This is a genomic window from Verrucosispora sp. ts21 (genome assembly GCF_002879555.1).
In the GTDB taxonomy this organism is placed as follows: domain Bacteria; phylum Actinomycetota; class Actinomycetes; order Mycobacteriales; family Micromonosporaceae; genus Micromonospora; species Micromonospora gifhornensis.
This window is the reverse complement of record NZ_PNOZ01000087.1, coordinates 1-23,390: the sequence shown is the minus strand read 5'-3', so window position 1 is coordinate 23,390 and position 23,390 is coordinate 1. Positions and strand designations below refer to the sequence as shown.

Sequence of the window (23,390 nt, the reverse complement as noted above, 5' to 3'; positions counted from 1 at the left end):
TGGGGCGACCGTGCCCGGCGTAGGGATCAAGCCTGACCGCCCGAAGCCGGGCACGATCGCCCCAGCCCCACCGCAACCACCCCACAACAAGGCACCCCAGAGCCCCAAAGGGTGCACAGTTCGGAGGGTGTGGCAGCGTGGCCGGGTGGGTTCTGTGCCGTTGGAGGTCGACCTCGCCCTGCTCGGTGGTGGTGGGGCGGCTTCGCTGGTGCTCGCCGCCCTGGCCCGGCATGGCGTACGCGACCTGCGTGTTGCTGTGGTCGATCCGGTGCACCGGCGCGGTCAGGACCGGACCTGGGCGTTCTGGGACCGGCCCGGCAACGACCTGGACGAGTTGCTCAGCGCGAGTTGGTCGCGGGTCGAGGTGGTCACCGCCGAGAGGCAGCGCGTCCTTGACGTCGCTCCGTTGCGGTACGCGATGCTGCGGTCGTCACCGATCTATGACCGGGCGGCCGAGGCGGAGCGACTGCTGGGCGTGACCCGCGTGGTCGCCAGCGCCGACACGGTGACCGATCATGGTGATGGGGTGCTGGTGGGTGGCACCGATGGGCCGGTGCTGCGGGCCGGCTGGGTGCTGGACTCGCGACCCCGACCACCGGAGCGGCCCGGGCGGACGAACTGGTTGCAGCATTTCCGCGGGTGGTGGCTGGCGGCGGACCGCCCGTTGTTCGATCCGACCCGTGCCGTGTTGATGGATTTTCGTACGCCGCAGCCGACCCGTGGGGTGTCCTTCGGGTACGTGCTGCCGGTCAGCAGCCGGTACGCGTTGGTCGAGTACACCGAGTTCTCACCGCACCTGCTCACCGGGGCGGCGTACGACCGTGCTCTCGGCGGCTACTGTGACCTGCTCGGCCTGGACCCGGCCCGGTTCACCGTGGGCGAGGTGGAGAACGGGGTCATCCCGATGACCGACGGGCCGTTCGTCGCCCGCCCGTCACCTCGGGTGGTACGCCTGGGTACTGCTGGCGGTGCGACCCGCCCGTCCACCGGGTTCACCTTCGCGGCCATGTACCGGCAGGCCGACCAGGTGGCCCGGGCGCTGGCTGCCGGGCGGCCACCGGTGCCGGGTCCGGCGTACCCTCGTCGGCATCGCTGGATGGATGCGGTCGCGCTGCGGGCCCTGGACCGTGACCTGGTCGGCGGTCCCGCGTTCTTCGCCCGGTTGTTCGACAGTAATCCGGCGTCGCGGGTGCTGCGGTTCCTCGACGGTGCCACGAGCGTGGCGGAGGACCTGGCGGTGATGAACTCGACCCGGCTGCCGTCGATGGCCGCCGCAGCGGTGGGTGATGCCGCCTGTCGACTTCGCGACCGGGTCGTACCGTCACGGCGGCCGGTCTGGCGGGTGCCCCCGCCGGTCGTCGGTTCGGATCCCTGAGCCCACGGGCGAGGGTGGGTCGCGGGTCCAGGGTTCGCGCCGGGCTCGCGTGGCCGGTGGTCGGTCGGTGCAGGTGGCTTCGGTAGGTTTGGTGGCATGGTGGACGAGGCGGCCGGTCGGGTCGTGCAGATCTGGACCGACGGCGCGTGCAGCGGAAACCCCGGCCCGGGTGGCTGGGGTGCGGTGTTGCGCTACGGCACCCACGAGCGGGAGATCTGCGGCGGGGAGGCCACCCCGACCACAAACAACCGGATGGAGTTGACCGCCGCCATCAAGGCTCTGGAGAGCCTGACCCGGCCGGTCACCGTCGAGTTGCACACCGACAGCACGTACGTGCGCAACGGCATCACCAGTTGGTTGGCGTCCTGGAAACGCAACGGCTGGTTGACCGCGGCCAGGCAGCCGGTGAAGAACGCCGACCTGTGGCAGCAGTTGGAGGCGGCCTGCGCCCGGCACCGGGTGACCTGGCTGTGGGTCAAGGGCCACAACGGACATCCGGAGAACGAGCGGGCCGACGCCCTGGCCAACCAGGGCATGACCGAGGCGCGATCCGCCACCGTGTGACACCTTCGTGGCCAGGCGACCGACGCACCGACACGGCGTCGGAGGTGGTCAGCGTCGTCGGGTGCGGCGGGGGGTCAGCGGCAGGGCCGACCAGTGGGCGGGCCGACCGAGCCGGACCGGTAGGCGGGTCTGCCGGTCACCGCGGGCCGCGTCGAGCTGAGCCTGATGCAGGAACAGGGCGTCGGACAGATCCGCGCCCCGCAGGTCCGCCCCGCGCAGATCGGCACCGGTCAGGTCGGCGCGGGTCAGGTCGGCACCGCGCAGGTCCGCCCCGATGAGCGTCGCGCCGCGCAGGTTCGCCCGACGCAGGTCGACCCGGCGCAGGTCCCGGCCGACGAGCACGGCACCCCGGTGGTCGGCACCGGCGGCCCCGCCGCGGGTGCGGGCCAGTTCGGCGGTACGCGACAACAGCACGTTGAGCTTCGCGCGGTGCCCGTCGACGTCGAGGGCGAGCAGGTCCTGCGCGCTGCCCGAGGCCAACGTGTCGGTCTCGGTCAGTGCGGCGGACAGTTGCGCGACCAGGTCGGCCGGTGGCCGCAACCGCAGTGCCTCGGTCAGGTACCAGAGCAGTTCGTGCAGCGACCGCATCACCGCGAAGACGTCGAACATCTGACCGGCGTGTTCCGGCGCGGTACGCCAGTCCCGGCCACCGAAGGTCTGCTGGGCCACCCGCTGGCCCGCGCCGAAGCAGTCGAAGACGGTGCACCCGGCGAAGCCGCGCTCGCGTAGCTCGGGGTGGATGCCGCAGCCGAAGTCGGTACGCAGGTTGCGGCACGGCTGGCCGGCGGGTTTGTCGTGCGCGAAGTCGGCGGACGCGGCGAACGCGGGGGCGACGCAGCAGAGACCGAAGCAGCGGGCACAGTCGGCGCGCAGCCCGCCCTCCACCGCACCACCGCCGAGGGCGACGCGCCCCGCACCGGTGCGTCCGGTCACGCCTGCGGTTCCGGTCATCTCCGACACCTTGCCCGCCTCTTTCTCGCTGATCCGCCGCCGGCACTCATTGTTGCCGCCCGGTCAGCCCGGCCGACCACCGGCCGGGCGCCGGTCGAGCTGCGGGCATCGGCGTCGATCAGGGGACCTGTCGCTGGTCGGTACGGGCCCAGCGGAGGAGAGCGGTGAAGGACAGTGCGGCGGTCACCGCCCCACCGGCGAGTCGTACCCAGTGCCCGGCGACGAACTCGTCGGCGACCTGGCGCAGGTACTCCGGTGAGTGGGTGCCGGCCGGATCGACGAACATGATCTCGTTACGAGGCCAGAAGAAGACCACCGAGAACAGGAACTCGCAGGCGACGAAGACCACTGTCGCGGCGGCGATCCACCATCGCAGACCGCGCTGACGCCAGGTGAGCACCGTCGCGGCGACGCTCAGCAGCACCACCGAGGCGCCCAGCGGGGGAAAGTAGTCGCTGGGGCCGCTGACGGCGAGGAACTCGCGGGCCCGCTCCAGCGAGGCCGGCGGGTCCTGGAAGATGTTCGGGTAGAGCATGACCGTCTCGGCTGCCACCCCACCGAACGACATCATGGCCGCCCAGGTCAGGCCGACGAGGGCGATCCAGATGAGTTTGCCGCGCATCGCATCCTCCCATCGGTGCCCGGACGGGCACGCTCCATCTGGTGCGCGGCCAACGGTAGGTGCGCCGACGGTGCTCGCCTGCCGTCCACGGACCCGGATCCGGGTCGCCTTTCGACGTACGACGGCGCCGGGCCGGCACGTCGCTGGGCGTACCCGTGCCCTGATGCGCGGGTAGGTGTAGGCACCACGAGCGTGGGTAGCCGCCGCGGATGGAGCTGGTCGAGGAGTCGCCGTACCGTTTCCGGATCGACCGGCGTGATCCGATGCGGGTCCCGGGGGTGATCTTCGCGTCCCGCGCGTTGCTGCCGGACCCGGTGGCCGACCGGTCGCTGGAGCAGGTGGCAAACGTCGCCACCCTGCCCGGCATCGTCGGCGCCTCGTACGCGATGCCCGATCTGCACTGGGGTTACGGATTTCCGATCGGCGGGGTGGCGGCCACCGACGTCGCGGCCGGCGGGGTGGTCTCGCCCGGCGGGGTCGGCTTCGACATCTCCTGCGGGGTCCGGCTGCTCGCCGCCGACCTGGACCGCGACGAGCTGCGGCCTCGGCTGGAGGCGGTGATGGACGCGCTGAGCGCGGCCACCCCACGCGGTATGGGCAGTGGCGCGGTGTGGCAGCTCACCAGCCGCGACGAGTTGAACGCGGTGCTGCGCGGTGGGTCCCGGTACGCCGTGCAGCGTGGCTTCGGGGTCGAGCGGGACCTGCTCCGCTGCGAGGACTACGGCGCGGTGCACGACGCGGACCCGGCGCAGGTCAGCGAGCGGGCGATCGAGCGCGGCGCGCACCAGGTCGGCAGCCTCGGCTCCGGTAACCACTTCCTGGAGGTCCAGGCCGTCGACCAGGTGTACGACGAGTCGGTGGCCGAGGCGTTCGGGCTGCGCCGCGACCAGGTCTGCGTGATGATCCACTGCGGTTCGCGGGGGCTCGGCCACCAGATCTGCACCGATCACGTACGGGCCATGGAGCAGGTGATGGGCAGCCACGGCATCCAGGTGCCGGATCGGCAGTTGGCCTGTGCTCCGGTCGCCTCGTCGGCCGGTCGGACGTATCTGGGCGCGATGGCCGCCGCGGCGAACTACGCGCGGGCCAACCGGCAGTTGCTCGCCCACGCGACCGGCCGGATCTTCGAGCGGGAGACGGGCCGGCGGCTCGACCTGGTCTACGACGTCTCGCACAACCTCGCCAAGATCGAGGAGCATGTGGTCGACGGCGCGGTGCGGCGGTTGTGCGTCCACCGCAAGGGCGCCACCCGGGCCCTGCCGCCCGGCCATCCCGACCTGCCGCAGGAGTTGCGGGACGTCGGTCAGCCGGTGCTCATCCCCGGCTCGATGGGCACCGGCTCGTACGTGCTGACGGGGGTGGCGGACTCGCCCGCGTTCGCCTCCACCTGCCACGGCGCGGGGCGGGTGCGCAGCCGCAAGCAGGCGGTCGCCGCGGGTGTGGGCGGGGATCCGCGCGCCGAACTGGAGGCCCGGGACATCGTGGTACGCGGGGCGTCGCGGCGCGGTCTGGCCGAGGAGATGCCGGCGGCGTACAAGGACGTCTCGGCTGTCGTCGAGGCGGCCGAGGGCGCCGGGTTGTGCCGCAAGGTGGCCCGGCTGGTGCCGTTGGGCGTGGTCAAGGGCTGAGGCGCAGCCGTTCACACGTCCAGGGTCACCGCACCGCACCAGCCCAGGTCGTCGCCGCCGAAGCGCAGCTCGTGCAGGGAGACCGCCTTCGGCACCGCGCCGGTCAGCTCCACCTCGCCGGTGCCGGTGACGCCCCAGCGCACCCGCAGGCCACCCTCGTCGTCGGTGATCTCGGTGACCAGCGGCAGTTCGTCCGCCGTCTCCATCCGGTAGATCACCTCGTCGAGGACGGCGACCAGCAGGTCCTCGTCGGCGGCCGGTGGCGGGCGGAACTCCCGTTCGGCGTGGAGTCGGGCACCGGCGAGGTCGGCGAACGACTCGACCATCGCGGCGACCGCCTCGGTCAGGCAGCCGGCCCGGTCCGGTGCCCACGCCTCGATGCGGACGTCGGCGGTGTGCGGCACCAACCGGTGCCCGCGTGCTGGCCCCATGCCCCGAATGATGCCGCCCGGCGGGTCGGCGCGGTGACCGCTCTCACCGACGGGTCGGGCCGTCGCAGGGCGATCACCGTTCGGCGGCGACCAGCTCCCGGGTGGCCGGTGCCACCTCGGCGGCGAACCGTCGCAGGTCGTCGGGGTCGTCGCTGGCCAGGATGAAGGCGCTGACGCCCTCGGTCAGGGCGAGGTCGGCCAGCTCCTCGGCCCACTGCTCGGCCGGGCCCTGCAGCGGGCCGCTGCCGGTCTCGGTGAACCGTCCGCTGATGTTGAGCAGCCGGCGTACGTCGGTGGGGGAGCGGCCGGCGGCGGTGGCGGCCTCGTCGATGACGGCGTTGCCCTTGGCCAGGTCACCGGGCTGCAGGTAGGGCAGTGACGGCAGCCAGCCGTCGGCCAGGCGTCCGGTCAGCGCCTGCATCCGTGGCTTGTACGCCCCGACCCAGACCGGTACGTCGTGGGCGGGGGCCGGTCCGCGTTTGGCCCCGATCACCCGGTGGAACTCGCCGTCGACCCGCACGCCGCCCCGTGCACCGGCGTCCCAGACCTGGCGGATGATCTCGATCGCCTCCTCCAACGCCCGTACCGACTGCCCGGGGGAGAGGTGTCGCCCGCCCATGGACTCGATGGCGTCCCAGAACCCTCCGGCTCCCAGGCCGAGCTCCGTACGGCCGCCGCTGAGCAGGTCCAGGCTGGCGATGCTGCGTGCCAGCACCGCGGGTGGACGCAGCGGCAGGTTTGTCACGTTCGCGGCCAGGCGTACCCGGCTGGTCCGGGCGGCGACGAAGCTCATCAGTGTCCAGGTGTCCAGGTACGCGGGCTGGTAGGGATGGTCCTGGAAGGTGACCAGGTCGAGCCCGACCTGCTCGGAGAGCACGGCGAGCCGGACCGGCTGCGTCGCGTCGGCGCTGCCGGGGGTCAGGAACGAGCCGAAGATCAGGTCGTGTCCGTAGTCGCTCATCGCGGTCGTCCTTCCTGAGAGCGGAGACCGCCAATGCTATGCCGGATAGAACATGTGTGCTCAATAAAATCTGTGATCTGGGCTAACCTGGGGGCATGAGCGGTCCCCACGGCGACGACATCCACACCGACCCGATCAGGGACGACTTCGGGTGGATGCTCGGCGTCCTCTTCCGGGCCCACCTGCGTGGTGCCGAGCACACCGTCGGTGACCTGCCCGGCGGGCCACGCGGCTACCAGGTGCTCGTCGCCGCCGACCGGGACCCGGCTCGTAACCAGGGCGCGATCGCCGAGGAGTTGGGCATCGACCGCACCGTGCTGACGTACCTGATCGACGACCTGGAGCGCGACGGGCTGCTGTCGCGTCGTCCCGACCCGGCCGACCGGCGCAGCCGACTGGTCGTCGTCACCGACGCCGGTCGGGCGGCGGCCCGGCAGCGGCGGGAGGCGTTGCGGGACGTCGAGACACGCCTGATGTCGGCGTTGACCGACGAGGAGGCCGCCACCCTGCGGGGCCTGCTGCGTCGGGCGGCGTGCGCGGCGCAGCAGGCCGACCCGTTGACCGACCTGTGTGCGGTGGCCGAGGTGGTGGCGGACCCGCCACCGTCACGTCGCCGCCCGGCGACCCGCGCCACGCGCAGCGGGACCACCCGCCGCACCGCCGAGCCGTAGCCTGCATCGGGTGCGGACAACCAAGTACACCCACTCCTGCGTCCGGCTCGAACTGGACGGCGCGGTGCTGGTCATCGACCCCGGCACGTGGAGTGAGCCGCGAGCCCTGGCCGGCGCGGACGCCGTGCTGGTCAGCCACGAACACACCGATCACGTCGACGTGCTGCGGCTGGCCGGTCTGGGCGTGCCGGTCTTCGTACCGGAGGGCGCCGTGCTGCCGGACCTGGCCCGCCTGCCGGTGACCCGGGTACGGCCGGGGCAACGGTTCACCGCCGCCGGGTTCGAGGTGACCGCCGTCGGTGGACGGCACGCCACCATCCACGGTGGGCAACCCGACTGCGTCAACCTCGGCTATCTCGTCGGCGACGCGGTCTACCACCCGGGCGACTCGCTGCACCTGCCGGGTCGGCCGGTGCGCACCCTGCTGGTCCCGGCACAGGCATCCTGGCTCAAGCTCACCGAGGCGATCGACTTCGCCACCGCGGTCGGCGCGACCGAGGTGTTCCCGATCCACGACGCCCAGCTCAACGACCGGGGCCTGGCCAGCGTCAACGGCTGGTTCACCGAGACCGTCCCCGGTTACCGGTATCTCGCCCCGGGCGAGACCGCCTGAGGGCACCCCCGGTCGCGTACGGGATCGGCGCAGGCCCGCCGGCTGCCGGGCGAGCCGGATACGCTCGGGCCACCGCCACAGCAGGAGACGTGCGATGAGCGACGACACCGTGTCCACGATGCCGGCCGTGTTCTTCGGCCACGGCAGCCCGATGAACGCCCTCGAGGTCAACCGGTACACCGCTGCGTGGCGGGCCTTCGGCCGGTCGGTGCCCCGACCCCGGGCGATCCTGGTGGTCTCCGCCCACTGGTACATCGGTGCCACCGCGGTCACCGCGATGCCGCGCCCGAAGACGATCCACGACTTCTACGGCTTCCCGCAGGAGTTGTTCGACGTCCGCTATCCGGCACCGGGCCTGCCCGAGCTGGCCGAGGAGGTCAGTGACGTGGTGCACCCGACCTGGGTGGGCGCCGACGTCGACTCCTGGGGCATCGACCACGGCACCTGGTCGGTGCTGGTGCACGCCTTCCCCGAGGCGGACATCCCGGTCGTGCAACTGAGCATCAACGCCTTCAAGGGCCTGGACTACCACCTTGAACTGGGCGCGAAGCTCGCCCCGCTGCGCGAGCGTGGGGTGCTGGTGGTGGCCAGCGGAAACGTGGTGCACAACCTCGGTGGCGTCGACCGTCGACTTGTCGACCAGGGCTTCGACTGGGCGCAACGCTTCGACGAGGCGGCCAAGGCGACCATGCTGGACGACCCGACCGAGGCCGGCCGCCTCGACGCCCACCGCGACTTCGGCCTCGCCGTGCCGACACCGGACCACTTCATCCCGCTGCTCTACCTGGCCGGCCTGGCCGGGGCGACCGGGGAGGGCACCGAGGTGCTGGTGGACGGGTACGCCTACGGGTCGCTGTCGATGACCGCGTACACCCTGGGTCTGCCCGGCCGGGCCACCGAACCGCTCGCCGGTGCCCCCACCCTGCCGGAGGCGGTGCCGCCGGACTCCGCGAACATCTGAGCCGCAGCCCTGGTCACCGACGCCCGCCAGGCCGCGCTGGTCCACCCCACCGGATAGGGTCCCCAGGCAGCGTCTCGCGTACCTGGAGGAAGATCAGATGGCCCCGGACCACGTCGACGTGCTCATCGTGGGCGCCGGGCTGTCCGGCATCGGCGCGGCCTGCCAGTTGCGCCGGCACTGCCCGGACAAGACGTTCGCCGTGCTGGAGGCCCGCGACGAGGTCGGCGGCACCTGGGACCTGTTCCGCTATCCGGGCGTACGCTCCGACTCCGACATGATCACCTTCGGCTACTCGTTCGCCCCGTGGCAGGCCCCGAAGGTGATCGCCGAGGGCGCGACGATCCTCGACTACCTGCGTCGTACCGCCGACGAGCACGACGTCACCCGACACATCCGGTTGCGGCACCGGGTGCTGCGGGCGGACTGGGACAGCACGCAGGCCCGGTGGACGGTGCTGGTCCGCCGCGACGACACCGCCGAGACACTCACCCTCACCTGCGCCTTCCTGTACGCCTGCACCGGCTACTACCGCTACGACGCCGGGTACGCCCCGCAGTTCACCGGGCAGGAGCGGTTCACCGGCCGGATCGTGCATCCGCAGCACTGGCCCGCCGACCTCGACCTGCGCGACCGTCGGGTGGTGGTGATCGGCAGTGGCGCCACCGCCATCACCCTGGTCCCGGCGCTGGCCCGGCAGGCCGCCGAGGTGACCATGCTGCAACGCTCACCCACCTACGTGCTGGCACACTCCAGCGACGATGCGTTCGCCGACACGCTGCGCCGCCGGTTGCCGGCGCGGCTCGCGTACCCGCTGATCCGCTGGAAGAGCATCCTGCTGGTCACCGCCATCTACCAGCTCAGCCGGTTGGCGCCCGGGCTGGTGCGGCGGGCGCTGCGCCGGCGAACGGCCCGCAGACTGCCGGCCGGCTACGACGTCGACCGCCACTTCAACCCCCGCTACGACCCCTGGGATCAACGGTTGTGTGTGGATCCCGACGGGGACCTGTTCGCCGCGGTGTCCGCCGGGCGGGCCACCGTGGTCACCGACACCATCGACCGGTTCACCACCGACGGCATCCAGCTGACCTCCGGTGTCCACCTGCCGGCCGACGTGGTGGTCACCGCCACCGGGCTCGACCTGCTCCTGCTCGGCGGGATGACGCTGCGGGTGGACGGCGTCGACGTCGACGTGGCGCAGACCGTCGCGTACAAGGGGACGTTGCTCTCCGGGGTGCCGAACTTCGCGTTGGCCTTCGGCTACACCAACGCCTCCTGGACGCTGCGGACCGACCTGGTCGCCGAGTACGTGTGCCGGCTGCTGCGGCACCTGGACCGCACCGGCACGCAGGTGATCACCCCGCTGGCCCCGCCCGACGACCGCCGGGCGCCGCTGGTCGGGCTCACCTCCGGGTACGTGCGCCGGGGCGTCGACCGGCTGCCCCGGCAGGGTCATCGGGCACCGTGGCGGGTGCGCCAGAACTACCTGCGCGATCTGCTGCTGCTGCGGTTCGGGCGGCTCACCGATCCCGGGGTCCGATTCAGTCGGGCCGACTCGGCACTACGGAGGTCTGTCGATGCGTAAGTTCGACTTCACCGGCGGCACCGCCGTCGTCACCGGCGCGGCCGGTGGCATCGGCGCGGCCCTGGCCCACGGGCTGGCCCGACGCGGCAGCGACCTCGTCCTGCTCGACCGCGACGCCGACGGCCTCGACGCGGTGGCCGCCGCGCTGCGTGCCACCGGACGGGCGGTGCAGACGTACCAGGTCGATCTGGCCGACGCGCAGGCCACCGCCGCCGTCGCCGAGCAGATCCGCGCCCGGCACCCGAGGATCCGACTGCTCGTCAACAACGCCGGGGTGGCCCTCGGAGGGCGCTTCGACGAGGTGACCTTCGACGAGTTCAGCTGGGTTGTCGAGGTGAACTTCCGGGCGGTGGCGCAGCTGACCCACGCGTTGTTGCCGGCGCTCAAGGCCGAACCCGGCGCGCACCTGGTCGCCGTCAGCAGCCTGTTCGGGTTGATCGCCCCGGCGGGTCAGGTCGCCTACTCGGCCAGCAAGTTCGCGGTGCGCGGCTTCACCGAGGCGCTGCGACACGAACTCGCCGCCGACGGCATCGGCGTGACCTGCGTGCATCCGGGTGGGGTGCGGACCCGCATCGCCCGCGACGCGCGGGTGGGCAGCGGGGTGGACCGGGTCCAGTTCGAGGATGGCCGGCGGCGTTTCGAACGGCTGCTCACCATCGACCCGGCGACCGCCGCCGAGGCCATCCTGCGGGGTGTCGCCCGCCGCCGTGGTCGGGTGCTGATCGGCTGGTCGGCCCGCCTTCCCGACCTGCTGGTCCGGGTCGCGCCGGCCGCTCACGGTCACCTGCTGGCCGCCCTCGGCCGCGCCGAGACCCGCCGCGCCGAGTCCCGCCCCCGTACCCCCGCGCAAGGGTGAGCATCCCCGCCCGGTTCCGGCACCTCACCGTCGACGGGCGGCGGGTCCATCACCGCGTCGACGGCGCCGGGCCGCCGGTGCTGTTGCTGCACGGCATCGGGCGTACGCTGCGGGACTTCACCGAACAGCATGACCTGCTGGCCGACCGGTACCGGGTGCACAGCGTCGACCTGCCGGGCCACGGCGGATCGTTGCCGATGGCCCAGCCGTACACCCTGCCGGCGCTGGCCCGGTTCGTCGGCGCCTACCTGGACGCGGCCGGCGTCGACGAGCCGGTGCATCTGGTGGGCAACTCACTCGGCGGCGCCGTCGCCATGGGTTACGCGGTCACCCGGCCGACCCGGGTCGCCTCCCTCACCCTGGTCGCCAGCGCGGGTTTCGGCCGCGAGGTGACCCTGGCGCTGCGGCTGCTCACCCTGCCCGGCCTGGGCCGGCTGCTGCTGCGGCCCAGCCGTCACACGGCCGGTCGCGCCGAGCGGGCGCTGTTCCACGACCCGACGCTGGCCAGCCCCGAACGGATCGGGCACGCCCTGGCGGTGGCCCGCCACCCGTACGCCGCCCGGGTGGTGCTGGAGACCGCACGTGGTCTCGGCACGGTGCGCGGCATCCGGCAGCCCTGGCGCGACGATTTGCTCGGCCGGTTGGCCGGACTCGGCCTGCCGACCCTGGTGGTCTGGGGCGACGACGACCGGATCCTGCCGCCGGCGCACCTGGCCGCGGCGCGTACGCTGCTGCCGCACGCCCGTACCCGGGTGTTCGCCGGCTGTGGACACCTGCCGCAGGTCGAGCGTGCCGAGGAGTTCAGCGAGGTGGTGCGGGAGTTCTGGGCCACGACGCCCGGGTGGCGACAGCACCAACAGGACGACGCGCGACGGCACCAGCAGGACGACCCGCGGCCGTAGCCGGCGCATCCGACGAACGCCAGGACCCCACCGGAGCTGCCGAAAGACTTGAGGCGCATCATAGATACATGACGCATCCCTCGCCGGTCGGTCGTACCGTCGCGCCCTCGGCCGCCGAACGCGCCTACCGCCACCTGAAGCGGGCCATCCTGGAACAGGTCCATCCCGGTGGGTCGTTGGTCAGCGAGGGCGAGATCGCCGAGGCGACCGGGGTGTCGCGTACTCCGGTGCGGGAGGCGTTGCTGCGGCTGGAGACCGAAGGACTGGTCCGGCTCTATCCCAAGCGCGGGGCGCTGATCCTGCCGGTCTCGGCCCGCGAGATCACCGACGTCATCGAGGCCCGCCGGCTGGTCGAGGTGCACGCCGCCGAGCAGATCTGGCCGCGGCGCGCCGAGATCCGCGCCGACCTGGCCGCCCGGCTGGCCGAGATGCGCGCCGCGCACGCCGCCGGTGACCTGACCGCCCTGATGGCCGCCGACCGGGCGTTCCACGCCACAGTCGTGGACGCCGCCGGCAACGAGATCCTCGCCGAGTTGTACCAGCGGCTGCGTGACCGGCAACTGCGGATGGGCGAGACGACCTTCCGGCTCTCGCCCCGCTGGGCCGACATGGCGCTGACCGACCACGCCGCGCAGTTGGCCGCCCTCGACGCCGACGACCCCGGACCGTGGCTGGCCACCGTGGCCAGCCACATCGACAACGCCGCCCGCGCGCTGCGGGGCCTGCGGTGAGCCTGGCCGACCCGGCACCCGTACCGCGCCGGCAGGCGCTGCTGGTCTGGGGCGTGGCCCTGAGCGCGTACGTCGCGTCGGTGTTCCACCGCAGTTCGCTCGGCGTGACCGGGGTGGAGGCGTCCCACCGCTTCGAGATCAGCGCCGCGACGCTTGCCACCTTCACCGTCGCCCAACTCGCCGTGTACGCGGTGATGCAGGTGCCCGTCGGCATGCTGCTCGACAGGTACGGCTCCCGCCGCCTCCTGATCACCGGTGGCGCCCTGATGGTCGCCGGTCAACTCTGCTTCGCCCTCGCCACCGACGTACGCCTGGCCGTGGCGGCTCGCGTCCTGGTCGGTCTCGGCGACGCGATGACCTTCATCAGCGTGCTGCGGATCGTCGCGTACTGGTTCCCGGGCCGCCGCAACCCGATGCTCGTGCAGTTGACCGGCACGCTCGGGCAACTCGGCGCGGTTATCGGTGCCGTCCCGCTCGTGCTGCTGCTGGAACACACCGGCTGGACCACCGCCTTCCTGACCGCCGCCGCAGTGTCCACGGTGATCCTGCTGGTGGCCGTCGCCGCGATCCGGGACAGCCCGCACCGGGTGACAGTGGCCGCCGCGCCGCCGCCGCGCGGGCTGCTCGCCGCCGCCTGGGCCGCCCCGGGCACCCGCCTCGGGCTGTGGACGCACTTCGTCACCGGGTTCTCCGGCAGCGTGTTCGCGCTGCTGTGGGGCTTCCCGTTCCTGGTGCAGGGGCAGGGACTGGCCCCCACCGCGGCGGCCACGCTGCTGACCGTGCTGACCCTGGGCATGCTGGTCACTGGGCCGACGGTCGCGTACCTGTGCGGCCGGTTCCCGCGACACCGTTCGGTGCTGGTCTTCACCATCAACGGGATGACCGCGGCGACCTGGGCGGTGGTGCTGCTCTGGCCCGGACGCGCCCCCGGCTGGCTGCTGGTCGTCCTCGCGCTGGTGCTGGCCCTCAACGGCCCCGGTGCCCTCATCGGCTTCGACTTCGCGCGCACCTTCAACCCGGTCAACCGCATGGGCAGCGCCACCGGGATCGTCAACGTCGGTGGCTTCGTCGCGGCGATCGCCCTGGTGCTCGCCATCGGCGTAGTGCTCGACGTGGCCACCCCGACCGGGCAGACCGTCCCCGGTCTCGACGCATACCGCTGGGCCTTCGCCCTGCAGTACGTACTGTGGGCGGTGGGTGTGGTGCAGGTGCTGCGGTGGCGTAACGCCGCCCGACGCCAGCACGACGGGCCGGACCTGCCGGTCGGCCGCCCGGACACTGTGCCGATCGGTGGTCGCGGCGGTAGGTTCGCCTCCGGGAATGATCGTCGGCGCCGTCGGTTCTCCGGCGAAGCCGCAGCACGGCGGCGCGCCGCGCCGGCGCGGATGAGGAGGAAAGCGTGAGCCAGCAGGTCAGGGGAGTCATCTCGCGCAGCAAGGGCGCTCCGGTCGAGGTGACCGACATCGTGGTGCCGGACCCCGGGCCCGGTGAGGCGGTGGTACGGGTGCAGTCCTGCGGGGTCTGCCACACCGACCTGCACTACCGCGAGGGCGGCATCAACGACGACTACCCGTTCCTGCTCGGGCACGAGGCCGCCGGCATCGTCGAGCAGGTCGGTGCGGGGGTCGACGCGATCGCCCCCGGCGACTTCGTGGTGCTGAACTGGCGGGCGGTCTGCGGTGTGTGTCGGGCCTGCCGGCGGGGCCGCCCGTGGTACTGCTTCGCCACCCACAACGCCGCTCAGAAGATGACCCTGACCGACGGCACCGAACTCAACCCGGCACTGGGCATCGGCGCGTTCGCCGAGAAGACGCTCGTGCACGCCGGCCAGTGCACCAAGGTGGACCCGGCCGCCCGGCCCGCCGCCGTGGGGCTGCTCGGCTGCGGTGTGATGGCGGGGCTCGGCGCGGCGATGAACACCGGCGGGGTGACCCGCGGTGACTCGGTGGCGGTGATCGGCTGCGGCGGTGTCGGCGACGCGGCGATCGCCGGTGCGGTGCTGGCCGGCGCGACCACGATCGTCGCGGTGGACACCGACTCCCGCAAGCTCGACTGGGCCCGCAAGTTCGGCGCCACCCACACCGTGAACGCTTCCGAGGCCGACCCGGTGGCCGAGATCCAGGCCGCCACCGGCGGGTTCGGCGCCGACGTGGTGATCGACGCGGTCGGTCGACCGGAGACCTGGAAGCAGGCCTTCTACGCCCGTGACCTGGCCGGCACCGTCGTGCTGGTCGGCGTACCCACCCCCGAGATGCGTGTTGAGCTGCCGCTGCTGGACGTCTTCGGCCGGGGCGGGGCCCTCAAGTCCAGCTGGTACGGCGACTGCCTGCCCAGCCGCGACTTCCCCATGCTCACCGAGCTCTACCTGCAGGGCCGCCTCGACCTGGACGCCTTCGTCACCGAGGAGATCAGCCTCGACGGGGTCGAGGAGGCGTTCGCCCGGATGCACCACGGCGACGTGCTGCGCTCGGTGGTGGTCTTCTGATGACCGCCCGCATCGACCACGCCGTCACCTCCGGCACCTTCTCCCTCGACGGGCAGACCTTCGACGTCGACAACAACGTCTGGGTCGTCGGCGACGACAGCGAGTGCGTCGTCATCGACGCCCCGCACGACGTGGACGCCATCTGCAAGGTGGTGGCCGGTCGTCGGGTCACCGCGATCGTCGCCACCCACGCCCACGACGACCACGTCCGGGTCGCCCCGCAGCTGTCCCGCGCCACCGGCGCGCCGGTGCTGCTGCACCCCGCCGACCGGGTGCTGTGGGACATGGTGCACCCCGACGAGCCGCCGGGCGGCGAGCTGCACGACGGCCAGCGGATCGAGGTCGGCGGCAGCACGCTGACCGTGCTGCACACCCCCGGGCACAGCCCCGGCGCGTGCTGCCTGCACGACGCCGCCCAGGAGGTCGTCTTCACCGGCGACACCCTGTTCGCCGGCGGACCCGGTGCCACCGGCCGCTCCTACAGCGACTTCGGCACCATCATCGACTCGATCCGCGACCGGTTGCTCACCCTGCCGCCGCAGACCGTGGTGCACCCCGGTCACGGCGACAGCAGCACCATCGGTGCCGAAGCGCCGCAGCTGCCGCAGTGGCTGGCCCGGGGGCACTGACCTGCGCCGCCGACAAATGTGATGCGTCGGTGGCGGGAGTCGGGCGACCCTGTCGCCGTGTCGTCCGTACCCGATTGTGAACGCGCACCGGCGGCGGTTCCGCCCGCCGCCGGTGTCGCCCCACGCCAGCCCGGCCCACCACCGACGTTGACCCCGGCCCAGCGCCACGCGCTGCGGCACGTGCGGACCGTGGCGCTGCGCGACCGCCCGGACGCGCGGGCCACCATCGGTCGACTGCTCACCGGGGTACGCGCCGACCCGGCGCACCTCGTCGCGGCGATCGGCCGCGCCGGCCGGATCACCCTCAACTTCCACCCCGACCGGCTGCTCGCCGACGGCCGGTCGGTCGCGCAGGCCCTCGCCACCGAAGGCGTCTACCGCAGCCAGTTCGAGACCGGCATCTCCAACGGCGGGCTGACCGCGTACCCGGGGGGCGACCGGGACCGGTGGGAGCAGCAGATGTTCGGCGGGGCGTACCAGCGACCGGGCGTGCGCCCGGCGGAGCGGCCGAAGTACGGCGGCCTGAACCTGCTCGACCACCCGGACGGCGCCGCTGTCCGGTTCGGCTCCTGCCACCTGCGGTTGCGGCCCGAGGTGCGGCACCGCACCACGTTCTGCTTCGGCGACAGCCACCTGGGTCCCCGCGACGTCGGCACCGCCGAAGTGTTCGAGCCGGTGTTGGCCGCGCTGCTCGCCGCGACGGTGGACACCGGCGTCTGCCTGGGCCGCCCCGGCATGAACCTGGTCGACCTCACCGCGCACCTGCTGCGCCGCCGCGAGGACCTCGCGGCAGCCGCCGGTCGGGCCCTTGACGACTACGTCGAGGCGCAGGTGCACGGCGAGCTGCACCTGGGTCGCGACGTGCAGGAACTCCTCGCCGATCCCTCGTTCCGGGACACCGCCGTCGGTGCGGACCTCGCCACGGCCGCCCGGCGGTACGGCTTCCGGCTGCGCTGGCACGCCGGCTTCGCCCTGCCGGTGGACCAGGTCGACGCCGACTTCCGGGGGCCGGCGATGGTGCCGCTGGCCGCCCGGGTGTACGCCGAGTTCGCCCGACCCGGCGAACCGCTCACCGCCGCCCTGATCGGTCGGGCCGCCGCCTCGGTCGTCACCGACCCGGCCCGCTGGGCCGACCGAGGCCCGATCACCGACACACGGCAACACCTCAAGCAGCTCTGGCACGTGCTGGTGCGGTTCGGTACGCCTGCCGACTGACCGGTTCGCCACCCGATCCGCATCAGTGTCTGGTTCGTGCCGGCTCGGAGCGTCCGCCCGATCCGGGGCGTGAGCAGCGTCTCACCCTCCGCGTTCAGGCTATTTCTGGAAATGCCCGACACGTCGGCCGGGTTGTGTCCCCCGAGACGCTGGCATCCAAACCCCTGCCAGCGACCGTCCCCCGAGAGCGGCTCAACCCCGAGCGGCTCGTAACGATCGAAAGGGCAACCATCGTGAAGTTCGACTTCACTCGATGGCTCCCGGCCATCGCGACGAACCCGAATCGCAAGACCACGCTGAGCGTGGTGGGCGTCACCGCCCTCGCCGGACTGGCCTTCGGCCCGACGGCCGTCGCCGCACCACTCACCACCGGCCCGCACGAGGGTGCCGTGGCCGCGATCGACAAGGCCACCGGTCGGGAGACCACCGGCACCACTGTCGAGTCGGCGCTGACCACCGGTGGCCGTACCGACAAGCCGTCCGCCGGCAAGCCGACCCGTGGGGAGCTGATCCCGCACGGCGTCCAGGGCGCGCAGTCGCGTGTGCCGCTGGACGGCGCCCAACGGGAGAACGCCAAGACCATCATCGAGGTGGCCAAGAAGACCGGCGTCGGCGAGCGGGGCGCGGTGATCGGCATCGCCACCGCCCTGCAGGAGTCGAAGCTGTACAACCTCGGCCACCTGGGCGCGTACAACGACCACGACTCGCAGGGGCTGTTCCAGCAGCGTCCGTCCAGCGGCTGGGGCACCGAAACGCAGATCACCGATCCCGAGTACTCCTCGAACGCCTTCTTCCAGGCGTTGAAGAACGTCAACGGTTGGCGTGACATGCCGTTGACCGCCGCGGCGCAGACGGTGCAGGTGTCGGCCTACCCGTTCCACTACGCGCAGTGGGAGGAGCAGGCGGCGGACATCGTCTCCCAGCTCTGGTGAGTTTTCGAAACGGCCGGTCCCGGATTCCGGGGCCGGCCGTTTCGGTTTCTTCTGCCGCGGGCCCGCAGCCTCAGGCGGGCCGACGGTGGCGGAAGATGTCGACGAAGGCGACCAGCAGGGCCAACGCGATGATCCCGGCCGACACCAGCAGCGACCGCTCGAACGCCTTCGACCAGTCGTTGTCGCTGCCCACGGTCGAGAAGAAGACCGCGCCCACGGCGGCGATGCCGGCCGCCGAGCCGATGCGTTGACCGGTCTGCAGCATCCCCGCCCCGCTGCCCGCCTGCGGCACCGGCACCTCGGAGAGGGTCAACGTCTGGTTCGGGGCGATCACCAGACCACTGCCGATCCCGGCGAGCAGCAGGGGAGCGGCGGTCACCCACGGCACCGGGGCGTGCGGCGCCACCTCGATGGCCAACGCCACCAGACCGAGCCCGACCACCACGGCGAGCAGCCCGGTGGCGACCAGCGGCCGACCGAACCGGTTGACGATCCGACCACCGATCGCCGACGCGACGGCCGAGCCGAGCGCGAACGGGGTGATGGCCAGACCGGCGACGAGGGCGCTGTAGCCGAGCCCGGTCTGCAGGTAGAGGGTGAAGATGAAGAAGATCGCGGTGAAGCCGCCGAAGTAGCTCAGGGCGATCAGCGCGCCGAGGGCGTACGACTGGACCCGGAACAGGCCCACGTCGAACAGTGGGGGACCCTGCCGGGCGTACCTGCGCTCCCAGAGCGTGAAGCCGACAAGCGTGATCAGGCCGGCGGGCAGCAGCAGCCACTTGGCCGGGCCGTGCCACTGCTCCCGTTGCACCATCGGCAGCAGCAGCAGCGTCACACCCACGCCGAGCAGCAGGACGCCCACCGGGTCCGCGCGGCGGTGGACGGTCTGGCCCACCGGCCGGTGCGGGATCAGCCGCCAGCCGAGGACCATCGCGAGAATCCCCACCGGGACGTTGACGAAGAAGACCCACCGCCAGCCGTGTTCCGGGCCGCCCGCGGCGATCAGCACACCGCCGAGCAGCGGACCGATCGCGGTGGAGATGCCGATGGTGGCACCGAGCAGGCCGAACGGTCGGGCCCGTTCCGGACCCTGGAAAAGCTGCTGGATCATCCCGGTCACCTGCGGATTCACCACCCCGGCGGCGGCGCCCTGGAGCAGCCGGGCGAGGACCAGCCAGGTGGCGGACTGGGCCAGGCCGGCCACCGCGCTGGTCGCCGTGAACAGCGCGATGCCGAAGACGAAGGCGTTGCGGCGGCCGTGCACGTCACCGAAGCGACCGGCGGGCACCAGCACCAACCCGAAGGCCAACGCGTACCCGGACAGCACCCACTGCAGGTCCGCCGGGCTGGCGTCCAACCCCCGGTCCAGCGACGGGATGGCCACGTTGACGATGCTGATGTCCAGCAGCGTCATGAACGCCGCGACCAACCCGACGCCGAGGGCCTGCCACCGTCGTCGCCCGTCGTAGGACTCAGGTGCCGCTCGGGCGGCGTCCGTCACGCCAGTTGCTGGGCGCAGAACCGGGGACCGAAGTCCAACCCGGCCATCGGGGAGTCCTCCCGGTGCAGCAGGTTCTTCTCGGTGAGCAGGTGCAGTGGCGTCTGCAACTGCTCCTCGGTCAGTCCGCACTCCTGGGCGATCGAGTCCGGGTACGGGACCTGTCCGCGTGCCTCCAGCGCCGCCACCGCGTCGTACACCCGAACCTCGACGTCCGACAGCTGCACCTGCTGCATGGTGCCCTCCTCACGCTCCACCCGCCCACCCAGGCGGTCTGCGCCGCGCGGTTACCCCCTGCGAGGCCGAAAATGCACCGGCGACGGCGCGTGGATCGGCCTCCCCGCGTGGTGGCCCACCCTGCTCTACGCTACTGCGGTGACCGTCTGGGAACTCGCAGTGATCGGCGGTGGGCCGGCCGGCCTGTCGGCCGCTTTCGCCGCCGCCCGGCGCGGCGTCCGCACGCTTGTCCTCGAACGCGCCACGCACCCGCGTTACAAGACCTGCGGCGGCGGGTTGACAGGCATCTCGTTCGCGGCCGCCGCCAACCGCATCGACGTGCCCGTGCACGACGCGGTCGACGAGGTCACCTTCACTTTGGACGGCCGTCGGTCGTTCACCCGACGGCACCGCTCGGGTGCCCTGGTGCGGATGGTGCGTCGGGACGAGTTCGACGACCGGCTGCGCGCCGCCGCGGTGGCCGCCGGGGCCGAGGTCCGCGAGCGGGTCACGGTCCGCGCCGTGGATCAGACCCCCGACGGCGTACGCCTGCGGCTTGCCGACGGTGCCACGGTCCTGGCGCGCACTGTCGTCGGTGCGGACGGCTCGTCGGGGGTCAGTGCCCGCCACGTCGGGGTGCGTTACCGGCAGGTGGATCTGGGGTTGGAACTGGAATTGCCGGTGTCGCCGCAGCAGCAGGCCCGGTGGCGGCGTCGGATGCTGCTCGACTGGGGCCCGCTGCCCGGCTCGTACGCCTGGGTGTTTCCCAAATCCGACCGGCTCAGCGTCGGTGTGATCGCCGGCCGGGGCGACGGGGAGCGCACCCGGGATTACCTGCGCCGCTTCGTCGACCGGCTCGGCCTGGCCGGGGTGTCACCGGTGCACGACACCGGGCACCTGACCCGCTGCCGCGCCGAGGACTCACCGTTGCGTCGGGGTCGGGTCCTGGTCGCCGGGGATGCCGCCGGCCTGCTGGAACCCTGGAGCCGGGAGGGGATCAGCTTCGCGTTGCGCTCCGGGGAACTGGCCGGTGCAGCGGTCGCCGACGCCGACCTGGCCGGCTACGAACACGCGGTGCAGCAGCGGCTGGTGCCGGCCATCCGGGCCGGGCACCGGTTGCGGGAGGTCTTCGCCCAGCGACCGGAGTTCTTCCACCTGACGCTGGGCACACCGCCCGGCTGGCGGGCGTTCACCCGGTTCTGCCTGGGCCGGTCCGACTTCGGTCAACTGGTCGAGGCGCTGCCCGTCCGCACCGCCCTGGCGCTGGCCGCCCGGCTGCCGCACCCCCGCTGATCCCGATCCTCATCGCCGGTGGCGGCACCCCCGCCCCGCCGATGGCGCCGCCACCTGCCACCCAGGATCCTAGGATGCTTTAGCGGTGATGATCTACGGCGCAGTCCGCTGTTTCCGCACCGCTGGTGGGGGTAGGGCCATCGGGGACCGGATCCCAGCGACCCGCACGAGGAGACCCCCGTGAGCCAGGACCAGCACACCCAGCAGGACCCCACCGAGCAGTACGGCCAGCAGTCGGGACAGCCCGCCCAGCAGCAGACGCCGCCGGGACGAACGGGGGACATGAACCCGAAGCCCGACCACGGGGAGGAGACCTACACCGGCAGCGGCAAACTCGACGGCAAGAAGGCGGTGATCACCGGCGGTGACTCCGGCATCGGTCGGGCCGTGGCGATCGCCTTCGCCCGCGAAGGCGCCGACGTGCTCATCTCCTACCTGAGCGAGGAGGAGGACGCCGACGCACAGGACACCGTACGGCTCATCGAGGCCGCCGGCCGCAAGGGCATCGCGGTACGCGGCGACATCACCGACGAGAGCACCTGCCAGGGGCTGATCGACCGGGCACTGTCCGACCTGGGCGGCATCGACATCCTGGTGAACAACGCCGCCTACCAGATGGCGCAGGACAAGGGCATCGCCGGAATCAGCACCGAACAGTTCGACCGGGTGCTCAAGACCAATCTGTACGCGATGTTCTGGCTGTGCAAGGCGGCCCTGCCGCACCTGGAGGAGGGCTCAGCGATCATCAACACCTCGTCGATCCAGGCCTTCGACCCGTCGCCGCAGCTGCTGGACTACGCCACCACCAAGGCCGGGATCGCGAACTTCACCAAGTCCCTCGCCGCCGACCTGGTGGACAAGGGCATCCGGGTGAACGCGGTCGCCCCCGGCCCGATCTGGACCCCCCTGATCCCGGCCACCATGCCGGAGAAGAAGGTCGAACAGTTCGGTACGGACACCCCGGTCGGCCGCCCCGGCCAGCCCGCCGAGCTGGCACCCGCGTACGTCTTCTTCGCCTCGCAGGAGTCGAGCTTCATCACCGGTGAGGTGCTCGGCGTCACCGGCGGTCGCTTCACCAAATGACCTGCAAGGAGGGGCCCCTTGTTAACGCCTGCGGTAGAGGAGGGGCCCCTTGTTAACGCGTGTGTTGAAGGGGTTTGTTGGCGGGGCCACACTGACGGGGCGAAGCATTCCTGGTCAACCCTGTGATCAGCGGGGCCAGGCTGCCAGTTGCCGGCGGACTCGGGTGATGTCGGCGGTGTCGAGACCGTAGCGGGCGAAGCGACGGTCGGGGATCCGGTCCAGGTAGCGGCCGGCGGCGCGGACATCCTCGTCGTCCAGAGCGGGATCGAGCTGCCGGGCCAGCTCCAGCAGTTCGGCCACCGACCGGTCCGCCAGCGCGGCGGCCACGTCGATGTAGTCGCGTACCTCGCGCCGGTTGACCAGCGCCGCGGTCTTGTTGGCGATCAGGTCGCGGACGTCCATCACCGGCCCGAAGTCCATCACCACCGGGCTGCGATGCCGGTCGAGGCGGGCCAGACTGAGCCGGATCTGCCGGCCGTCCCGGGCGACCACGAAGTCCCGCATGTCCGCGTGGAAGCCCTCGAACAGGTCGCCGAGGTCGCTGTCCGGGTCCGCGTCGGTCACCTCGAACCCGGCCGCCCGCAGGGCGTCGCGTACGCCGGCGGCCGCCGCAGCGGCGGCACCCTCCACGTCGGCGAAGAGATCGACGTCCTCGGTGGGGCGGGTCACCAGCCCGTGCGCGGCCCACGCGACACCGCCACCGAGCACGAAACGGTACGGCCCGGCCACTGTCAACGCGACCCGGGCCACCTCGCGGTAGAAGTCGTGCGGATGGGGCGTGATCACGCCGACCGCAGACCCCGGTGCCGACTCTCCCAGGCGGTGCGTACGCCCCGGGGCAGGTTCAGCAGCCGCCACACCCGCGGCAGGGTCCGCCCGTTGACCAACCGACGCAGGTCATCGACGCTGGTGGTCTCCCGCAGCACGTTCTCGTACATCCAGAGCAGCTGGTCGGGGTCGGCCAGATCGAACGCGCGGTCGCTGCACCACATCAGTCGTACCGGCAGCTCCACCACCCCACGGGTGGGCCCACGCAGCTCGCTCAACGTCCGGGCCACCACGGCGGGCCGCCCCGGCCGGGCGAGATGCGCCACGCCGGTCGTCACTCCGAAGACGGCCTGCATCCTGCCAGGGTAACCCCACACCCCCCGGAACCGGACTCTCCCCAACCCACCCCCACCAAATCCACCC

At 72.2% G+C, this 23,390-nt stretch carries 25 protein-coding genes; 17 read left to right on the top strand and 8 right to left on the bottom strand.

Annotated features, from left to right (window positions below; all coding sequences use genetic code 11):
• The first annotated feature begins 127 nt into the window (after positions 1 to 127).
• Both C1A38_RS26470 and rnhA read left to right on the top strand, forming a co-directional pair.
• Complete coding sequence (locus tag C1A38_RS26470; RefSeq protein ID WP_102660428.1) at positions 128 to 1,375, top strand: lycopene cyclase family protein; 1,248 nt, start codon at positions 128 to 130, stop codon at positions 1,373 to 1,375.
• Between the two features lie 96 nt (positions 1,376 to 1,471).
• The gene (gene rnhA / locus C1A38_RS26465) at positions 1,472 to 1,939 is read left to right on the top strand and encodes a ribonuclease HI (RefSeq protein ID WP_102660427.1); all 468 of its coding nucleotides are present in this window, start codon (positions 1,472 to 1,474) and stop codon (positions 1,937 to 1,939) included.
• Positions 1,940 to 1,987: 48 nt separating this feature from the next.
• Here the strand turns inward: rnhA and C1A38_RS26460 are convergent, their stop codons facing one another.
• The gene (locus C1A38_RS26460; RefSeq protein ID WP_233197029.1) at positions 1,988 to 2,899 is read right to left on the bottom strand and encodes a pentapeptide repeat-containing protein; all 912 of its coding nucleotides are present in this window, start codon (positions 2,897 to 2,899) and stop codon (positions 1,988 to 1,990) included.
• A gap of 109 nt (positions 2,900 to 3,008) precedes the next feature.
• Complete coding sequence (locus tag C1A38_RS26455) at positions 3,009 to 3,512, bottom strand: anthrone oxygenase family protein (protein WP_102660426.1); 504 nt, start codon at positions 3,510 to 3,512, stop codon at positions 3,009 to 3,011.
• 209 nt (positions 3,513 to 3,721) lie between these two features.
• Here C1A38_RS26455 and C1A38_RS26450 point away from each other — a divergent pair, with 209 nt between their 5' ends.
• Entirely contained in the window at positions 3,722 to 5,140 is a 1,419-nt protein-coding gene (locus tag C1A38_RS26450) for an RtcB family protein (protein WP_102660425.1), read from the top strand.
• Between the two features lie 11 nt (positions 5,141 to 5,151).
• On the opposite strand, the gene C1A38_RS26445 is transcribed toward C1A38_RS26450, so the two are convergent.
• Positions 5,152 to 5,571 carry an archease gene (locus C1A38_RS26445; protein WP_102660424.1) on the bottom strand — a complete coding sequence of 140 codons (420 nt, stop codon included), beginning with the start codon at positions 5,569 to 5,571 and terminating at the stop codon, positions 5,152 to 5,154.
• A gap of 73 nt (positions 5,572 to 5,644) precedes the next feature.
• Complete coding sequence (locus tag C1A38_RS26440) at positions 5,645 to 6,532, bottom strand: LLM class flavin-dependent oxidoreductase (RefSeq protein WP_102660423.1); 888 nt, start codon at positions 6,530 to 6,532, stop codon at positions 5,645 to 5,647.
• Between the two features lie 95 nt (positions 6,533 to 6,627).
• Here C1A38_RS26440 and C1A38_RS26435 point away from each other — a divergent pair, with 95 nt between their 5' ends.
• From C1A38_RS26435 to C1A38_RS26380, 12 genes are all read left to right on the top strand, one after another.
• On the top strand, positions 6,628 to 7,203 hold the full coding sequence (locus C1A38_RS26435; RefSeq protein WP_102660422.1) for a MarR family winged helix-turn-helix transcriptional regulator: 576 nt from the start codon (positions 6,628 to 6,630) through the stop codon (positions 7,201 to 7,203).
• A gap of 10 nt (positions 7,204 to 7,213) precedes the next feature.
• Positions 7,214 to 7,816, top strand: a complete 603-nt coding sequence (locus tag C1A38_RS26430) for an MBL fold metallo-hydrolase (protein WP_102660421.1) — start codon at positions 7,214 to 7,216, stop codon at positions 7,814 to 7,816.
• Between the two features lie 94 nt (positions 7,817 to 7,910).
• Entirely contained in the window at positions 7,911 to 8,777 is an 867-nt protein-coding gene (gene ygiD, locus C1A38_RS26425) for a 4,5-DOPA-extradiol-dioxygenase (RefSeq protein ID WP_233197028.1), read from the top strand.
• 97 nt (positions 8,778 to 8,874) lie between these two features.
• Positions 8,875 to 10,359: a flavin-containing monooxygenase gene (locus tag C1A38_RS26420; protein ID WP_102660420.1), complete on the top strand. Its 1,485-nt coding sequence runs from the start codon at positions 8,875 to 8,877 to the stop codon at positions 10,357 to 10,359.
• Entirely contained in the window at positions 10,352 to 11,215 is an 864-nt protein-coding gene (locus tag C1A38_RS26415; RefSeq protein WP_102660419.1) for an SDR family NAD(P)-dependent oxidoreductase, read from the top strand. The genes C1A38_RS26420 and C1A38_RS26415 overlap by 8 nt, the downstream gene beginning before the upstream one ends.
• Positions 11,212 to 12,117 (top strand): alpha/beta fold hydrolase, encoded by a 906-nt coding sequence (locus C1A38_RS26410; RefSeq protein WP_102660418.1) that lies wholly within the window; start codon positions 11,212 to 11,214, stop codon positions 12,115 to 12,117. Before C1A38_RS26415 ends, C1A38_RS26410 begins: the two co-directional genes overlap by 4 nt.
• Positions 12,118 to 12,185: 68 nt before the next feature.
• On the top strand, positions 12,186 to 12,848 hold the full coding sequence (locus C1A38_RS26405) for a GntR family transcriptional regulator (protein WP_102660417.1): 663 nt from the start codon (positions 12,186 to 12,188) through the stop codon (positions 12,846 to 12,848).
• Positions 12,845 to 14,251, top strand: a complete 1,407-nt coding sequence (locus C1A38_RS26400) for an MFS transporter (RefSeq protein WP_102660416.1) — start codon at positions 12,845 to 12,847, stop codon at positions 14,249 to 14,251. The genes C1A38_RS26405 and C1A38_RS26400 overlap by 4 nt, the downstream gene beginning before the upstream one ends.
• Entirely contained in the window at positions 14,248 to 15,333 is a 1,086-nt protein-coding gene (locus C1A38_RS26395) for an S-(hydroxymethyl)mycothiol dehydrogenase (protein WP_102660415.1), read from the top strand. Before C1A38_RS26400 ends, C1A38_RS26395 begins: the two co-directional genes overlap by 4 nt.
• On the top strand, positions 15,333 to 15,962 hold the full coding sequence (locus C1A38_RS26390) for an MBL fold metallo-hydrolase (protein WP_102660414.1): 630 nt from the start codon (positions 15,333 to 15,335) through the stop codon (positions 15,960 to 15,962). Before C1A38_RS26395 ends, C1A38_RS26390 begins: the two co-directional genes overlap by 1 nt.
• A gap of 189 nt (positions 15,963 to 16,151) precedes the next feature.
• A complete protein-coding gene (locus tag C1A38_RS26385; RefSeq protein ID WP_233197030.1) occupies positions 16,152 to 17,177 on the top strand; it encodes a DUF3626 domain-containing protein in 1,026 nt (341 codons plus the stop codon).
• A 233-nt stretch (positions 17,178 to 17,410) separates the two neighbouring features.
• The gene (locus tag C1A38_RS26380; RefSeq protein WP_102660412.1) at positions 17,411 to 18,109 is read left to right on the top strand and encodes a hypothetical protein; all 699 of its coding nucleotides are present in this window, start codon (positions 17,411 to 17,413) and stop codon (positions 18,107 to 18,109) included.
• Between the two features lie 70 nt (positions 18,110 to 18,179).
• Here the strand turns inward: C1A38_RS26380 and C1A38_RS26375 are convergent, their stop codons facing one another.
• Both C1A38_RS26375 and C1A38_RS26370 read right to left on the bottom strand, forming a co-directional pair.
• Complete coding sequence (locus C1A38_RS26375; protein ID WP_102660411.1) at positions 18,180 to 19,610, bottom strand: MFS transporter; 1,431 nt, start codon at positions 19,608 to 19,610, stop codon at positions 18,180 to 18,182.
• Positions 19,607 to 19,843, bottom strand: coding sequence for a hypothetical protein (locus C1A38_RS26370; RefSeq protein WP_013733942.1), 237 nt, complete (start codon positions 19,841 to 19,843; stop codon positions 19,607 to 19,609). Before C1A38_RS26370 ends, C1A38_RS26375 begins: the two co-directional genes overlap by 4 nt.
• Positions 19,844 to 19,982: 139 nt before the next feature.
• On the opposite strand from C1A38_RS26370, the gene C1A38_RS26365 reads away from it, so the two are divergent.
• Both C1A38_RS26365 and C1A38_RS26360 read left to right on the top strand, forming a co-directional pair.
• Positions 19,983 to 21,116 (top strand): geranylgeranyl reductase family protein, encoded by a 1,134-nt coding sequence (locus C1A38_RS26365; protein ID WP_102660410.1) that lies wholly within the window; start codon positions 19,983 to 19,985, stop codon positions 21,114 to 21,116.
• Between the two features lie 180 nt (positions 21,117 to 21,296).
• Positions 21,297 to 22,199, top strand: coding sequence for an SDR family oxidoreductase (locus C1A38_RS26360; RefSeq protein ID WP_102660409.1), 903 nt, complete (start codon positions 21,297 to 21,299; stop codon positions 22,197 to 22,199).
• Between the two features lie 126 nt (positions 22,200 to 22,325).
• Here the strand turns inward: C1A38_RS26360 and C1A38_RS26355 are convergent, their stop codons facing one another.
• Complete coding sequence (locus C1A38_RS26355) at positions 22,326 to 22,985, bottom strand: nucleotidyl transferase AbiEii/AbiGii toxin family protein (protein WP_353505539.1); 660 nt, start codon at positions 22,983 to 22,985, stop codon at positions 22,326 to 22,328.
• Entirely contained in the window at positions 22,982 to 23,323 is a 342-nt protein-coding gene (locus C1A38_RS26350; protein ID WP_102660408.1) for a hypothetical protein, read from the bottom strand. The genes C1A38_RS26355 and C1A38_RS26350 overlap by 4 nt, the downstream gene beginning before the upstream one ends.
• Positions 23,324 to 23,390 lie beyond the last annotated feature (67 nt).

Coding starts and splice junctions, on each gene's coding strand:
- rnhA (WP_102660427.1), top strand. CDS start 1,472: ATGGTGGACGAGGCGGCCGGTCGGGTCGTGCAGATCTGGACCGACGGC.
- C1A38_RS26455 (WP_102660426.1), bottom strand. CDS start 3,512: ATGCGCGGCAAACTCATCTGGATCGCCCTCGTCGGCCTGACCTGGGCG.
- C1A38_RS26450 (WP_102660425.1), top strand. CDS start 3,722: ATGGAGCTGGTCGAGGAGTCGCCGTACCGTTTCCGGATCGACCGGCGT.
- C1A38_RS26445 (WP_102660424.1), bottom strand. CDS start 5,571: ATGGGGCCAGCACGCGGGCACCGGTTGGTGCCGCACACCGCCGACGTC.
- C1A38_RS26440 (WP_102660423.1), bottom strand. CDS start 6,532: ATGAGCGACTACGGACACGACCTGATCTTCGGCTCGTTCCTGACCCCC.
- C1A38_RS26435 (WP_102660422.1), top strand. CDS start 6,628: ATGAGCGGTCCCCACGGCGACGACATCCACACCGACCCGATCAGGGAC.
- ygiD (WP_233197028.1), top strand. CDS start 7,911: ATGAGCGACGACACCGTGTCCACGATGCCGGCCGTGTTCTTCGGCCAC.
- C1A38_RS26420 (WP_102660420.1), top strand. CDS start 8,875: ATGGCCCCGGACCACGTCGACGTGCTCATCGTGGGCGCCGGGCTGTCC.
- C1A38_RS26415 (WP_102660419.1), top strand. CDS start 10,352: ATGCGTAAGTTCGACTTCACCGGCGGCACCGCCGTCGTCACCGGCGCG.
- C1A38_RS26405 (WP_102660417.1), top strand. CDS start 12,186: ATGACGCATCCCTCGCCGGTCGGTCGTACCGTCGCGCCCTCGGCCGCC.
- C1A38_RS26390 (WP_102660414.1), top strand. CDS start 15,333: ATGACCGCCCGCATCGACCACGCCGTCACCTCCGGCACCTTCTCCCTC.
- C1A38_RS26370 (WP_013733942.1), bottom strand. CDS start 19,843: ATGCAGCAGGTGCAGCTGTCGGACGTCGAGGTTCGGGTGTACGACGCG.
- C1A38_RS26350 (WP_102660408.1), bottom strand. CDS start 23,323: ATGCAGGCCGTCTTCGGAGTGACGACCGGCGTGGCGCATCTCGCCCGG.